The sequence below is a fragment of the Streptomyces sp. NPDC006193 genome (genome assembly GCF_040613915.1).
Lineage (GTDB): Bacteria > Actinomycetota > Actinomycetes > Streptomycetales > Streptomycetaceae > Streptomyces.
In genome coordinates this window covers 12,023-26,133 of sequence record NZ_JBEXTB010000006.1, presented here as the reverse complement: position 1 = coordinate 26,133, position 14,111 = coordinate 12,023, and the positions used below count along the sequence as shown (strand labels likewise).

The 14,111-nt window shown below is 74.9% G+C and carries 10 protein-coding genes; 5 read left to right on the top strand and 5 right to left on the bottom strand.

Translation table 11 applies throughout. The annotated features are described in order from the left end of the window. Positions 1-70 precede the first annotated feature (70 nt). The 3 genes from ABZ261_RS08660 (at position 71) to ABZ261_RS08650 (ending at position 3,531) form a co-directional block, all read left to right on the top strand. A complete protein-coding gene (locus tag ABZ261_RS08660; RefSeq protein ID WP_356857226.1) occupies positions 71-1,375 on the top strand; it encodes a cytochrome P450 in 1,305 nt (434 codons plus the stop codon). A gap of 105 nt (positions 1,376-1,480) precedes the next feature. Beyond that, a complete protein-coding gene (locus tag ABZ261_RS08655) occupies positions 1,481-2,743 on the top strand; it encodes a cytochrome P450 (protein WP_356856745.1) in 1,263 nt (420 codons plus the stop codon). Beyond that, positions 2,740-3,531 carry an enoyl-CoA hydratase/isomerase family protein gene (locus ABZ261_RS08650; protein WP_356856743.1) on the top strand — a complete coding sequence of 264 codons (792 nt, stop codon included), beginning with the start codon at positions 2,740-2,742 and terminating at the stop codon, positions 3,529-3,531. The genes ABZ261_RS08655 and ABZ261_RS08650 overlap by 4 nt, the downstream gene beginning before the upstream one ends. Positions 3,532-4,287: 756 nt before the next feature. Here the strand turns inward: ABZ261_RS08650 and ABZ261_RS08645 are convergent. Then, positions 4,288-5,121, bottom strand: coding sequence for a DeoR/GlpR family DNA-binding transcription regulator (locus ABZ261_RS08645; RefSeq protein ID WP_356856741.1), 834 nt, complete (start codon positions 5,119-5,121; stop codon positions 4,288-4,290). A gap of 295 nt (positions 5,122-5,416) precedes the next feature. On the opposite strand from ABZ261_RS08645, the gene ABZ261_RS08640 reads away from it, so the two are divergent. Beyond that, positions 5,417-7,753 carry a hypothetical protein gene (locus ABZ261_RS08640; protein ID WP_356856739.1) on the top strand — a complete coding sequence of 779 codons (2,337 nt, stop codon included), beginning with the start codon at positions 5,417-5,419 and terminating at the stop codon, positions 7,751-7,753. A gap of 7 nt (positions 7,754-7,760) precedes the next feature. Here the strand turns inward: ABZ261_RS08640 and ABZ261_RS08635 are convergent, their stop codons facing one another. The 4 genes from ABZ261_RS08635 to ABZ261_RS08620 form a co-directional block, all read right to left on the bottom strand. Then, positions 7,761-10,199 (bottom strand): right-handed parallel beta-helix repeat-containing protein, encoded by a 2,439-nt coding sequence (locus tag ABZ261_RS08635; protein WP_356856737.1) that lies wholly within the window; start codon positions 10,197-10,199, stop codon positions 7,761-7,763. A 226-nt stretch (positions 10,200-10,425) separates the two neighbouring features. Continuing rightward, positions 10,426-11,031, bottom strand: coding sequence for a hypothetical protein (locus ABZ261_RS08630; RefSeq protein ID WP_356856735.1), 606 nt, complete (start codon positions 11,029-11,031; stop codon positions 10,426-10,428). A gap of 177 nt (positions 11,032-11,208) precedes the next feature. Beyond that, on the bottom strand, positions 11,209-12,054 hold the full coding sequence (locus ABZ261_RS08625) for an MOSC N-terminal beta barrel domain-containing protein (RefSeq protein WP_356856733.1): 846 nt from the start codon (positions 12,052-12,054) through the stop codon (positions 11,209-11,211). 43 nt (positions 12,055-12,097) lie between these two features. After that, positions 12,098-12,553 carry a DUF6643 family protein gene (locus ABZ261_RS08620; RefSeq protein ID WP_356856731.1) on the bottom strand — a complete coding sequence of 152 codons (456 nt, stop codon included), beginning with the start codon at positions 12,551-12,553 and terminating at the stop codon, positions 12,098-12,100. A gap of 293 nt (positions 12,554-12,846) precedes the next feature. Between ABZ261_RS08620 and ABZ261_RS08615 the strand changes: the two genes are divergently transcribed. Then, a complete protein-coding gene (locus tag ABZ261_RS08615) occupies positions 12,847-14,109 on the top strand; it encodes a TerD family protein (RefSeq protein ID WP_356857224.1) in 1,263 nt (420 codons plus the stop codon). Positions 14,110-14,111: the final 2 nt, after the last annotated feature.

Sequence of the window (14,111 nt, the reverse complement as noted above, 5' to 3'; positions counted from 1 at the left end):
GGCCAGGGGCCAGCAAAGGAACTCCATGGACCGTCAGTCAGTCCCCGCCCCGGCAGGCGCCAGATGCCCCATGCACGACGCCGCGTTCGCCGCCGACCCCCACCACGTCTACGACCGCTTGCGCGCCCGAGGTCCGGCCGGACCCGTCGAACTGGCGCCCGGCATCGACGCCACCCTGGTCGTCGGGCACGAGATGGCCCTGCGCGTGCTGCAGAACTCCACGCTCTTCGCCCGTGACGCCCGCCGCTGGAAGGCGCTGGGCGAAGGCCGCATCCCGCTGGACCATCCGGCGCTGCCGATGATGGCCTACCGGCCCAACTGCCTGTTCACCGACGGTGCCGTGCACCTGAGGCTGCGCAAGGCCGTCACCGACAGCCTGGCCCGGCTCAACATGACCCGCATCCGCCGCGACGTCGAACCCCTCGCCGACTACCTCATCGACCAGTTCAGCGAGCGGGGCCGCGCCGACCTCCTCAACGACTACGCCAAGCTGCTGCCGCTGCTGCTGTTCAACAAGCTGTTCGGCTGCCCGGCGGACATCGGGGACACCCTCACCAGCTCCATGTCGGCGATCTTCGACGGCAACGACGCCCGCCGTGCCAACGAGGAGCTCAACGCCTGCCTCATGGAGCTGGTCGCCCTCAAGCGCCGCCGGGCCGGCGACGACGTCACCTCCTGGCTGGTCCAGCACCCCGCCGGGCTGACCGACGAGGAACTCAAGGACCAGCTCGTCATGCTCATGGGCGCCGGTGTGGAACCCGAGCGCAACCTGATCGGCAACGCCCTGCTCCTGCTGCTGTCGCCCGACACGAGCGGACGCGACTCCGGCATGCTGATCGAGGAGGCGATCGACCACGTCCTGTGGAACCAGACGCCGATCGCCAACTACGCCACCCACTACCCCGTCCAGGACGTGGACCTCGGCGGCGTGGTGGCCGAGGCCGACACCCCGGTCGTGATCAGCTTCGCCGCGGCCAACAGCGACCCCGCGCTGGCCGAGGCCCGCCGGACGCACAGCAAGGGCGCGCACCTGGCCTGGGGAGCCGGTCCGCACGCGTGCCCGGCCAAGGACCCGGCGCAGGTCATCGCCGTCACGGCGATCGAGAAGATCCTCAACGCCCTGCCCGACCTGACGCTGGCCGTCCCGGAGAAGGACCTGCAATGGCGGCCGGGGCCGTTCCACCGGGCACTGGCCGCGCTGCCCGTGGCCTTCAGCCCGACACCGGCGACCCGCATGGTCTCCGCCCGGCAGCACCGGACCGCCCCGCCCGCGGCGGAGCAGCCGCTGCCCACGGCGCCGGTCACCGCGACCCGCCAGGAACCGGCCAGGAGGAAGGGCTTCTGGAGCAGCTTCCTGGATGTCTTCCGGGTCTGATGTGCAGCATGTGACAGGAGCAACACTCTCAGGCGCATGAGGGAGGAGAGGCGAAGGGTAGGTCTTGGCGGTAACGGTAGCGCCCAGCCACCAAAGGAGCTTCGCGTGACCGCCGTTGGCGTCATACGTGGTACCACCACCGACCGCCGAGCCGTCGTCCCCCTCCTGCGCCGTCTGCGTTCCGGCGAGGGCCAGGCGGACCCGCTCCCGATCTGGGAGGAACTACGGGCACTGGGTGATGTGGTGCCCGCCCCCTGGGGCGGGTACTTCGTGACCGGATACGAGGCGTGCAGCCAGGTTCTGCGCGGCAGGAACTGGCTCGCGCCCGACTTCGCCTGGCAGGCACGCCAGTCCGACACCGCGCGCTGGCGGGAGCCGGCCACGCAGGAGATGACACGGACGCTCTCCCGTCTCAACGCGCCCGAGCACACGGTCCAGCGGCGCGCCCTGGGCAACCTCTTCGACCGCCGCACCCTCGAGGTCATGCGGCCGCAGATCGCCGGCCACGTCACCCGCCTCCTGGACCGCCTCGACGTCCAGCTGCGCACCCACGGCGAGGCCGACTTCGTCGGCACCGTCGGAGACCGGCTGCCGATCCACACCGTCGGCCGGTGGCTCGCCATCCCGGCCGAGCACTACCCGCACATCCTGGACTTCACCCACCGCCAGGTGCACGCCCAGGAACTGCTCCCCACCAAGAGCGAACTGGCCGTCTCCGCCCGGGCCACCCTCGAGATGCGGACCTTCTTCACCGGACTGATCGCCCACCGGCGCGCCCACCCCGGCGACGACGTCCTCACCGGCTGGATCCGCCACTGGGACGCCCAGTTCCCGCACGACCGCGCGGCGGCCGACCAGATGCTGTACGACCTGACGATGTTCATCACCATCGCCTCCCTGGAGACGACGGCGACCCTGCTGACCAACGCCGTGTGGCTGCTGACCCAGGACCCGGCCCGGGCGGACTGGCTGCGCCGGCATCCCGAACACGTCGACGACGCGATCGAGGAGGTGCTGCGCTACGACCCGCCCATCCACCTCAACTCCCGCTACGCCGCGGACGACACCGTCCTCGCCGGCGTCCCCGTCGCCAAGGACGCCATCGTCCACGTGCTGTACGGCGCCGCCAACCACGACCCGCGCCGCAACGAGAACCCGCACGTCTTCGACATCCGCCGCAAGGGCAGCCACCTCACCTTCGGCGGCGGCGCCCACTACTGCCTGGGCGCGGCCCTGGCCCGGATGGAGGCGCGCCTCCTGCTCACCGAGCTGCTGGAACGATTCCCCACTCTGCGGCCGACCGCAGCACCGACCTACGCCGGCCGGATGGTCTTCCGGCGCATCACCTCGCTGAAAGTGACGACATGACCGCCCCAGCCCCGACGACGCTCCCCGCCGCCCCCGCACTGCGGACCCTTCGGACCCACCGGGAAGGCCCCGTCCTCACCGTCGAACTGAACACCCCCGAGCAGGGCAACACCGTCACCGACGCCGTGCTGGACGACCTCCTGACGGTCCTCGGGGACCAGGATCCGGCGGTCCGGGTGCTCGTGCTCACCGGCGCCGGTGACGACTTCTGCCTCGGCGGGGACCGCACCGAGTTCGCCCGGCACCTCGCCCACGACCCCACGGGCGCCGGCATCCGCGTGTCGGGAACCAAGGCACGGCGCGTCTGCGACGCCCTGACCGCGAACCCGGCCGTCACCATCGCCCGCGTCCACGGCAAAGCCATCGGCGCGGGCCTCGCCCTGGCCCTCGCCTGCGACCTGCGGGTCGGATCCGAGGACGCGACCTTCCGGCTGCCCGAACTCGCCCTCGGGCTGCCCACCGCGTGGGGCGGCCTGCTGCCCCGGCTCATCAGCGAGGTCGGCGCCGCCCGCGTCCGTGAACTCGTCCTCACCGGCCGCTCCTTCACGGCGGCGGAGGCGCAGTCCCTGTCCATCCTGCAGAAGGTCGTCCCCGCCCAGGAGCTCGACGCGGCCGTCGCCGCCTGGGCCAGACCCGTCGTCCGCCGTCCGCAGGCGGCCCTGCGCGTCACCAAGACCCTGCTCAACGCGCTGTCCGCGTCCGCCCGCCTGGCCGACGCCTCCGCGCTGGACGCGGAGCTGATGGCCGCGGTCGTCGCCGAACTGCACCACGCCCGCGCCACCGGCTGACCACCGCGCCCGTCCCGCCCCCGACGACGCGGCAGCCCGGCGCACGCCGGACACGGAGGGGGACGTTCCGCGTCGGACGCGGCATGGCCGGGTGCGGCGTGCGGACGGGGTGGCGTGGTCGTGCGGGCGGGTGCGGTGGCGAGTGCGGCAGACTCGGCGTGGCCTGGCTGGGGGCCTTGTGCGGCGGGTGTGCCGCGACCGGCGTGCGGTAGGCGGGACGCGGCGGGGCGTGCGGCGATCGCGGCGTGGCCTGGCCGGGGCGCTGCGCGGCGGGTGTGCCGCGGTCGTCGTGCGGCGTGGCAGCTCGGTGCGACGGCGCGCGGGAGCAGCCTGCGGGGGGCGCGGCGCGTGCGGGCGGCAGGGGGCGCCGTCGTGCTGCGGGTGTGGTGGCGGAGCCCGCGGCAGGTGTGGCGCGGCCGGACATGCGGCTTGGCGGCGGCAGGTGCGGCGGGGCGGGCGCGGTCGGCGTCGGCGCGTGGGTGCGGCTCCTGGCGGTCCTGGCAGTCCCGAGTATGCGGCGGCGGGTGCGGCGGGGTCCGGCGAAACCTGCGTCGGTGCGCCGTGTCCCGGGAGCAGCCTGGTCGGGTGGCGGGTCTCCGTCTCGCCGGACGCCGAGCGGGGGGCATCGCGGTGCGGGAGGCGGGCCCCCGCCCGGCCGGACCGGCCGGAGGGCGAACGGGCACGGCGCCGTGTGCGTCGGCACCCCGGGAGGCCGGAACCCGGCGGGGGCGCCGAGGAGGCGGCCGGGGGCGGTCCTCAGGCGTCGGACCCGTCGTCATCCCCGGGCTCGCCCGCCACCACCACACGCAGGTGCTCCGAGATCTCCGCGCGTGCCTCCTGCGGCAGCCCCGCATCGGTCACCCACGTGTCCACCTGCTCCAGCGTGGCGAAGGAACTCAGGCCCACCGTGCCCCACTTGGTGTGGTCGGCGACCACCACGACCCGGCGCGCGGAGTGCACCAGCCGCCGGTTGGTCTCGGCCTCCGCGAGGTTCGGCGTGGACAGTCCGGCCTCCACGGATATGCCGTGCACGCCGAGGAAGAGCAGATCGAAGTGGAGCGTGGCGATCGCCTGGTCCGCCACCGGTCCCACCAGCGAGTCCGACGGCGTGCGCACCCCGCCGGTCAGCACGACCGTGGCCGCCCCCTGCCGCTGCCCCGAGGTGCGCTGCGCCGCGTGGAAGACGTCCGCGACGCGCACCGAGTTCGTCACCACGGTCAGGTCGGGCACCTCCAGCAGGTGCTGGGCGAGCGCGTACGTCGTCGTACCGCCGGACAGCGCGACCGCCGCACCCGGGCCGACCAGCCGGGCCGCGGCGCGCGCGATGTCCTCCTTGGCGGTCAGCTCCAGCCCCGACTTCGCCTCGAAGCCGGGTTCATGGGTGCTCGCCTCCACCACCGGCACCGCACCGCCGTGGACTTTCTCCAGGACGCCCTGGCGGGCGAGCGCGTCCAGGTCCCGGCGCACGGTCATGTCCGACACGCCGAGCTTGCGGGTCAGTTCGTTGACCCGCACACCACCCCGGCGCCGGACCTCGTCCACGATCAGGGCACGGCGCTGCTCCGCGAGGAGGTTCTGATTCTCGCTCACGTACGCTCCGGTCCTTTCGCCGCCCAACCGTCCGAAACGCCCAGCGCACCGGCTCCGACCAGGTTGTTTCCGTCCGTCCGGCGGTGCGCGGGCGTCCCATCTTTTCACGGGTCGGCACCGGTCGCGCCACTGCCTGCCCGGCCGGCCCCCGGCCTCCCGGGCCGCGCGCCGCGCCGCCCGCCCCGACACGTATCGGGGAGATTCCGTGACACAGGGTGTACGCGGCGGCCGGACCGGGGATCCTGAAGCCCGCGCGACACAGACGTCAGGCCGTCACGGGGGAAGGGTCAGGACAGTGGAACGTGCGCACGAACGCCCCGCGGGGCGGCACGCGGACCGGCCCGCCGAGCCGGAGACCGACCTGGAACTGCTGGTGCACGGGGTCGGCGGCACCACGCCCGAGAAGATGCTGGGCGACCCGCGCACGGTGCGGATCACCGGCGACGACACGGCCGCCGTCTTCCGGCGCGCCGAGGACACCGCAACCGCCGGGGCCGGGCGGGAGCCCCCGGGCGGGCCGGTCCAGGAGGCGTACGTCTGGTGCAACCTCACCTCCGGCGACGGCAGCCGCGCCCTGTGGCTGCTGCTGCTCCCGTTCATGATCGTCAACCTGGCGCACTGGATGCGCCCCGCGGCCGCGGGCCGACGGCGCACCGTGCGCTTCTACGGCCTCCTGGTGCGCCTGACCGCCCTCACCCTGACCGTGCTGCTGGTGGCCGCCGCCTGCGAGGTGGCCCTGGACCTGGCCGCCTGGCAGTGCGCCGGCGCACCCGCCTGCGTACGCCGCCACTCCTGGCTGCGCTTCCTGGCGCCCGCTGCCCCCGGCGGCCCGGCCGGATCCGGCGGCTGGTGGAGCGAGCCCGGCCGCCGGCTCGCCCTCGCCGCGGCCCTGCCGACCGCGCTGACCGGCCTGCTCTGGTACCTCTCGCACCGCACCTGGAGCGCGTACGAGTCCCACCGGCCGCTGTCCCCCGACAGCGAGCCCGACCCCGACGCCAGCGCGCTGGCCCGGCCGGGCTTCTGGTACGGGCGCCGCCTGGTGGCCCGGCTGCGCGGCGCCCACACCGCGGCGGGCCTGCTGACGGTGGCCGCCGCCGTCGCCGCCCCGGCGGTCCGCTTCGACCTGCGGCCCGGCGGCCCCGCGCTGCTGGACGCCCTGGGCCGGCTGCTGACCGCGGCGCTGCTCGCCTCAGCGGTGGCGGCGGTGGCCGTGGTGTGCCGCCGGGGCCGCAGCGAGAACCGCCTCGACCAGCGGATCGACCGCCACGTCGTCCGCCGCCTGCCCCTCGGCGCGCTCGCCCTGCTGCTGCTCGCCCTCCTGTACGCCGGCTGGTCCCGCCCCGGCTGGCGGTCCGCCGGCCGGCTGCCCGGCGACCCGGCCTTCGGCGCGCTGATGCTCGCCCAGGGACTGCTCGTGATCGCCCTCGCCGCCGTGGCCGGCGCCCTCCACCGCCGCTGCCCCGACCCGCGCGCCGGTATGCGGGGGCTCGGCGGGCCCGCCGTCGCCCTGCTCGCCTGCGCGCTGGGCGGAGTGATCTCCGCCGGGCTGGCCCAGCGCGTCGCCGACTGGCTGGACGGCACCCGCGCCCTGCTGCCCGGGCCGCCCGTCCTGCTCACCTGGCAGGCGTCCGCGATACCCCCGCTCCTCCTCGTCCTTGTGCTGCTGGCCGCCCGGCTGGCCCTGAGCACCGCCCGGCTGGCCCGTGCCGAACGCGTCCGCGTCCGCCGCGAGCACCCCGGCGAACCCGAGGACCCGTCCCGCACCCGCGCCATCGCCCACGCCCGGGCCGTGGCGACCCTCACCGACCGGGCGCCCCTCGTCCTGGCCGTCCTCACCGCCACCACCCTGCTCCTGGGCGCCGGCGCACTGAGCGGAGCGCTGGCCACGAGGACGACGCCCGGCGGAGCGGCCGGCCACACCCACCACCTCGTCCAGGCGGTCGCCGGGACCTCGCAGGCACTGGGCTCCTGGCTGGTGGGGCTGGGCTTCCTGCTGTTCGTGACCTGGGGCAGACGCGCCTACCGGGACGCGTCGGCCCGCCGCACCATCGGCATCCTCTGGGACGTCGGCACGTTCTGGCCGCGCGCGGCGCACCCCTTCGCCCCGCCCTGCTACGCCGAGCGCGCGGTGCCGGACCTCACCTGGCGCATGGCCACCTGGACCCGGCGCACCGAGGGCCGGCTGGTCCTCTCCGGCCACTCCCAGGGCAGTGTCCTCGCCGCCGCGGCGGCCTGGCAGCTGCCGCCGTCCGTGCGCGGGCGGGTCGCCCTGCTCACCTACGGCTCCCCGCTGGAACGCCTGTACGGCCGCTGGTTCCCGGCCCACTTCGGTCCGCCGGCGCTCGCCGCCCTGCACCACGACATCGCCTGCTGGCGCAACCTCCACCGCCCCACCGACCCCATCGGCGGCCCCGTCCGGGTCCGCGGCGACACCGGCCCGGAGGTCGACCACCCGCCCCTGCGGGACCCCCTCGTCTACGGCCGCACCCCCGAGCACCCGCTCCCGGCCCCGATCCTCGGCCACTCCGACTACCAGGCGGACCCCGTCTTCACCCGCGAACGGGCCCTGCTGCTGAGCCGCCTGTGCCCCGGCCTGCCCGGGCAGCGCCCCGATCCGGACGCCGCGGGGTGAGGACTGCTCAGGGCAGGTCCGGCAGGTCCTCCGCGTACAGCAGGGTCAGGTCGTCGGTGGTGGGGTCGGCGACCTGGGCGACCCGGCTCGCGTGCCGCTCCACCATCGCCTCGAACGTCTGCCGGGCAGTCCTGCCGTTGCCGAACGCCGGGCCCTTCGGGAGCGCCGTGAAGTACTTCAGCAGCGCCTCCGGCGCACCGGGCGCCAGCCGGTACTCGTGCTCGTCGGCCTGCTGCTCCACGATCCGCAGCAGTTCCTCGGGGCCGTAGTCGCCGAAGGTGATGGTGCGGGAGAAGCGGGAGGCCACGCCCGGGTTGACGGAGAGGAAGCGCTCCATCTCCGCCGTGTACCCGGCGACGATCACCACCACCGCGTCCCGGTGGTCCTCCATCAGCTTCACCAGGGTGTCGATGGCCTCCTTGCCGAAGTCCCGCCCGGCGTCCTCCGGCGACAGCGCGTACGCCTCGTCGATGAACAGCACACCGCCGCGGGCCCGCTCGAACGCCTCCTGGGTGCGGATCGCCGTGGAACCGATGTGCTCGCCGACCAGGTCCACCCGGGACACCTCGACCAGGTGGCCCTTCTCCAGCACGCCCAGCGCGGCGAGGATCTCGCCGTAGAGCCGGGCGACCGTCGTCTTGCCGGTGCCGGGGGAGCCGGTGAACACGAGATGCCGCTTGACGGAGGCCGCCTTCAGCCCCGCCCGCTGCCGGCGCCGGCCCACCTCGATCATGTCGGTCAGCGCCCGCACCTCGCGCTTGACGCTCTCCAGACCCACCAGCGCGTCGAGCTCCCCGAGCACGTCCTTCGGCGTGCGCTGCGGCGGCTCCGGCTCCGGCGGGACGACCAGCGGCTCGCGCTCCGTCACCTGCTGCCCGGGGATCGCGCCCAGCAGACCGCCGGACTGCGTCACCGTCTGCACCGCGGCCCCGGAGGCCGCCTGCGCCCGCAGGCCGCCGCTCTCGTCACTGGTGCAGTCCTCCACGACGGGTCCCGCCCCGGACCCCGCGTCCGGACCGCCGTCCGCGAACTCGTACCCGCCGCGCGCGCACCGCTCCGTGCGGCACCTGCGCAGCGTCGTACGGCAGCCGTCGATCACATGGAAGCCGTAGCCGCCGCTGCCGCTGACCCGGCAGTTCAGGAAACTGCCCCGGCCGCCCGCGGAGACGTAGAACCCGGCCTCCGCGGGGGACTCCACCGTGCAGCGCTCGATGGTCGGGTCGGCGCCCTTGGTGACGATCACACCGGTCTGGGTGCCGTCCAGCGCGCAGTTGCTGAGCGTGCCGCCGCTGCCGTGGTCGCGGAACCAGGCGCCGGTGGCCGCCTCCCGGATCCGGCAGTCGTCCAGCTGCGCGGTCGCCCCGTCGCTCACCGAGACGGCCGTGTTGCGCACCTGGGACAGATCGCTGTCCACGACGTCCGCGCGTGAACCGCGGTCCAGCACGAACAGCGCGTCCGGCACGTCGTGCACCCGGCAGGAGTCGAGGACCGCGGTGGCGCCGTCGCTCACCCACACCGCCGGATAGTCGCCGGTGCTGTCGAAGATCTCGCACTGGTTGGCGTCCACCCGGGTTCCCGGGTCCCACACCGACAGGCCGTTGCGCCCGAACCGGCGGACCGTCGTCCGGGTCAGCGTGAGCACCGAGCGGGACCGCAGGTCGACCGCGTTCTCCGGGATGTCGTGGAGGTGGCAGTCGCCGAGCGTGAGCACCGCGTCCGTGTCGAGGGTGATGCCGTCGGCGGTGGTGCGGTGCACCTCGCAGTCGGTCAGGTGCGCGGTGGCCCGCTCGGTGACCTGCACCCCGGAGCCGCGCACCTCGTAGACCTCGCAACCCACCGCCTCCAGCGAGGTGTTCTCGCCGGTCGCGGTCAGCCCGGTCCCGGAGGCGTGGTGCACCCGGCAGCGCTCCAGGCGCGGACGGGCGCCCCCGCGGACCGCCACGCCCGCCTGCCCGGCCGCGACGACCTCGCACTCCTCGAACACCCCGCCGCCGCCGTCGAGCACGGCGATGCCGATGCCGGCCGGGTTGTCGACGGTGCAGCGGCGCACGGTCGGGCGGGCGCCGCCGCGCACCTCGATGCCGGTGGCGGACCGGGTGACGATCCGCACGTCCTTCAGCTCGGGCGTGCCCTCCTCGACGAGCAGCGCGGGCGCCGCCGCGTCCTGGCCCTCCACGTGCAGGTCCTGCACCACCGCCGAGGCCCGCACGGTGAGCGGCACCCCGTCCGCCGGCGCGATCCGCACCGAGCCGGGGGAGCCCTCGGGGCCGCGGAGCGTCACCGCGCGCTGCACGACGAGGTTCTCCCGGTACGTGCCGGGGGCGATGGTGAGGACGTCGCCGTCGGCGGCGGCCTCCAGGGCGGCGGCGAGCGAAGCGTACTCGCCCGTGCGGCGCCGCCACCGCGACGTACCGGTGTGCGTCACCTGGACCGTGCCCTGTGCCATGGCGTTGCTGTGCCCCCACCTCGTCGTACTGATGGCCCGCCGCCCGCCGGGGCGGCCGCCGCCGGGACCGCGGCCGTGCCCGGCCCGAGGGCGTGAGCGTGTCCGCGCACCCGGGAGACCCGCGCGCCCCGTGGGTTCACGCACCCGCGGGTTGTCGCCGAAGACGCTTCGGCCGGTCCACCGTAGCGTGTGCGTGCCGACCGGGTTGACCGGAGTCGCAAGGCCGTCAACTGCCGGTGCCGGCCCTGCCCCAGTCCGGGCCCGCCCGGTCCCACGCCTGTTCCCAGCGCGCGTACCGCCGCCGGACCAGGCGCCAGACGGCCAGCCGCCGGCCGGCCTCCACCAGGGCCGCGGTCAGCAGGGCCGCGCCGATCCCGGCGAGGACGGAGTGCGCCGTCGCCGTGGCCGCGTCCAGCGGCCGGGTGGTCATGCGGCCGTGCGGGTCGGTCCAGAGCCGGAAACGGTCCCCGGCGCGCGGGGACTTCAGGTCCGACAGGACCGGGCCGCGCCGCCGGGTCCCGTCCGGTGAGGTCCAGTGCGCGAGGACGCGGCTGCGGGCCTCGCGCCCGGTCGCGGAGTCGGGATCAATCTCCGGCAGGGCCCCGCCCAGCTCCCGCACCACGGTGGCGGTGACGAGGTGGCGCGCGTGCTGCTGCTGCCGTACGGACCTCAGCAGCGAGTCGTGGGCGCGGACGCCGACCAGGCAGCCGGTCACGGGCGCGGCCACGGCGATCAGCAGCAGTGCCGCGAGGGCCACCCACGCCTCGGCCAGATCGGTCGTCCGGCGCAGCGGATTGCGCCGCCAGCGCCACAGGCCGCTCAGCGCCCGCATGCCGCCCACCCCTTCCGGTCCGCCACGGCGCCCGCCGTCGGCCCCCATCCCCGGTCCGGGCCGTGGGGGAGACGACGTCACGCCGGCCGCGACAGGCCGCCCCGACGGCCTCTCACGAATCTCTCACATCCCCTCAACGGCCGGGGCCCGTCTGCGGGTTCCCGGGACGCCCGGCCCTCAGCCGGCGCGGCCTGGCCGCCGCTCCAGCACCCGCACCGGATCGCCGACCCGGATCGTGCCGGTCGAGACGGGCACCAGGTTCACCCCGAACAACAGGCCCCCGCCGATCCTGCGGTGGCGTGCCAGGGTGTGCAGCGGCTCCCGGCCGCGTACGGCGGTGTCCTGGTCGGTGGTGGTCACCACGCACCGCTCGCACGCCTTGGCGACCCGGAACACCACCTCGCCCAGGGAGATCCGCGCCCAGTGGTCCTCGGCCCAGGGCTCGGTGCCGGCGACGACGACGTTGGGCCGGAACCGGTTCATGGGGAGCGGGCCCTGTCCGGCGTACGCGCCCTGCGCGATCCAGGAGTTCAGCGCGTCCAGCGAGGCCGCCGTGGCGGCAAGCAGCGGGTAGCCGTCGGCGAAGCTCACCGTCTCACCGGGCAGGCCGTGCTCCGACTCGACGGGGCGCCGGCGGGCCGGATCGTCGAGGTGGACCAGGCGCACCTCCGCCCGCAGATAGGCGCTGCACCAGGCGTGGGCCGCCGGTGCGGCCGGGACCGCCTCGACCTTCGTGCCGAAGATGTCCACCGGCACGGTCGCGCCGGGCGGCGGCACCTCGACGGCCAGCGGCGACCGGCCGGGAGCGGACAGACGGACGCCGCCGCCGGCCAGAGGCTCGGCGGCGGCCAGTGCGAGACGCGGCTGCTCCCGCTGTGTGACGACCTTTCCCCCGTGGTCGATCAGCGTCCAGCGTCGGTCTCCGGCCAGGCCCCAGGGCTCCACGACGGCTTCCCGGGGCGACACGCCCCGGAGCGCCTTGACCGGATGGACGTGGACCGACTGCACTTCGGCGTTCCCCATGCCGCCATCGTGCCAGGTGACACCGACAACGGGGACGCGCCGGTCAGTAGCCGCGGTACTGCTGGTTGTACGGGTCCTGGTAGGGAGCCGGCTGGGGACGCGACGCGGCGGGGCGCATGGCCTCGTAGCCGGTGCCCGGCGCCGTCGGCCGCTGCTGCTGCGGAGCCTGCGGGGCCTGCGGGGCCTGCGGGCCGGGGTAGCCGCGCGGGGCGCTCGCCTGCTGCGGGATGTACGCCGTGGGCGTCTGCTGCAGCGGTGCGGGCTGCTGCGCCTGCGGGTAGCCGTAGGCGGGCGGCTGTTGGGGGGACGGGGCCGCCGGGAGGGCGGGCAGTGCCGACGGCAGGGCGGGCAGGCTGCTGCCCGCGTCGTAGGCGGCGGGGACCCGGATCGGGGCGATCTGCGGGGTGCCCCGCTCGGCCACGAGCGAGTCGTAGATCGGGGTGTCCGGGAAGGAGGCGGAGTAGTAGCCGCCGCCATAGGTGGAGCGGGGGGAGGTCATGGCACATAAGTTAAGCCCACGATGTGCTGGTTGGGGAGACCGATAAGACGGTTGTTTTCCGTGTCGGCAGCGGTCAGGGATCCCCAATACGAGCGAACTTGGCAAAAAGGGACGCCAATCCACGTTTGAATCGTGTAACGGCGGGAGATACGCCTGGGTTACCGGCCGCCGGCCGGCGACCTTCTGCGCCGTTCATGGGTACTCGTCCCGCCCGTGACGGGGTGGTGCGGGCAGGGAAGGCCGGGACCGCCGGGTGACACCGCAAGCCGACCTACGAGGGGGCGGACATGTCGATGCCGAAGGGCGCCAACGCACCGGTGCCCACCACGGCCCTGCGCGTCGCACTGGGCTGGCGCACCGCGCCCGGAGTGCCGGACGCCGACGCCTCCGCGCTGCTGCTCGCCGCCGGAAAGGTCCGGTCCGACGGGGACTTCGTCTTCTACAACCAGCCCGCCCACCCCTCGGGCGCGGTCCGCCACGAGGGCAAGCGGACCTCCGGCGGACACGTCACCGACACCCTTTGCGTCGATCTCGCGCGCGTCGAGGGCGCCGTCGAGCGGATCGTGCTCGCCGCCTCCGCCGACGGAGGCGCGTTCGGACAGGTCCCCGGCCTCTGCATCGAGGTCACCGACGCCGCCTCCGGGCAGGTGGTGGCCCGCTTCGACAGCCCCGGCGCCACCGTCGAGACCGCCTTCGTGCTCGGCGAGCTCTACCGCCGTGCGGGCGGCTGGCGGTTCCGGGCCGTCGGACAGGGCTACAGCAGCGGACTCCACGGCCTGGCGACGGACTTCGGCATCACCGTGGACGAACCGCAGCACGCCGCACCCCCCGCGGCGACGACCCCGCCGGCCGCGCCGGCGCCCCCCGTGACCGCCCCCGCACCCGCGGCCGCGCCGCCGCCCGCGGCCCCTCCCGCACCGGCCGCCCAGCCGGTCCGCCTGTCCAAGGTCACCCTCACGAAGGCGGCCCCTTCCGTCTCGCTGGCCAAGCAGGGCGGCACGTCCGGAGCGCTGCGCGTGCACCTCGACTGGCAGATGCGCGGACAGTCCCCCGGCCGCCGCCGGTGGGGCGGCGGCGCAAACGTCGACCTCGACCTCGGCGCCCTGTACGAACTCACCGACGGCCGCAAGGGAGTCGTACAGGCCCTCGGCAACGCCTTCGGCTCGCTCCACCGGCCGCCGTACATCCACCTCGACGGCGACGACCGCACCGGAGCCACGGCGAGCGGCGAGAACCTCACCGTCAACCTCGACCACCGGCAGGACTTCCGGCGCATCCTCGTCTTCGTCACCGTCTACGAAGGCGCCCGTTCCTTCGCCGGCCTGAACGCCACCGTCACCCTCCACCCGCAGCACGGCGCACCCGTCGAGTTCCTCCTGGACGAGTGCACGGTCCCGTCCCCGGTGTGCGCGCTCGCGCTGATCACCCGCACCGGCGGGGACCTCCTCGTCCAGCGTGAGGCGCGGTACCTGGTCCCCGACCGCGGCGTCAGCCCGCAGCGGACCCTGGACCGCGCCTACGGCTGGGGCATGGACTGGACCCCCGGCCGCAAGTGAGC

Bases quoted from the DNA above. Each gene is read 5' to 3' on its own strand.
- ABZ261_RS08630 (WP_356856735.1), bottom strand. From the start codon at position 11,031: ATGCGGGCGCTGAGCGGCCTGTGGCGCTGGCGGCGCAATCCGCTGCGC.
- ABZ261_RS08650 (WP_356856743.1), top strand. From the start codon at position 2,740: ATGACCGCCCCAGCCCCGACGACGCTCCCCGCCGCCCCCGCACTGCGG.
- ABZ261_RS08620 (WP_356856731.1), bottom strand. From the start codon at position 12,553: ATGACCTCCCCCCGCTCCACCTATGGCGGCGGCTACTACTCCGCCTCC.
- ABZ261_RS08625 (WP_356856733.1), bottom strand. From the start codon at position 12,054: ATGGGGAACGCCGAAGTGCAGTCGGTCCACGTCCATCCGGTCAAGGCG.
- ABZ261_RS08660 (WP_356857226.1), top strand. From the start codon at position 71: ATGCACGACGCCGCGTTCGCCGCCGACCCCCACCACGTCTACGACCGC.
- ABZ261_RS08615 (WP_356857224.1), top strand. From the start codon at position 12,847: ATGCCGAAGGGCGCCAACGCACCGGTGCCCACCACGGCCCTGCGCGTC.
- ABZ261_RS08635 (WP_356856737.1), bottom strand. From the start codon at position 10,199: ATGGCACAGGGCACGGTCCAGGTGACGCACACCGGTACGTCGCGGTGG.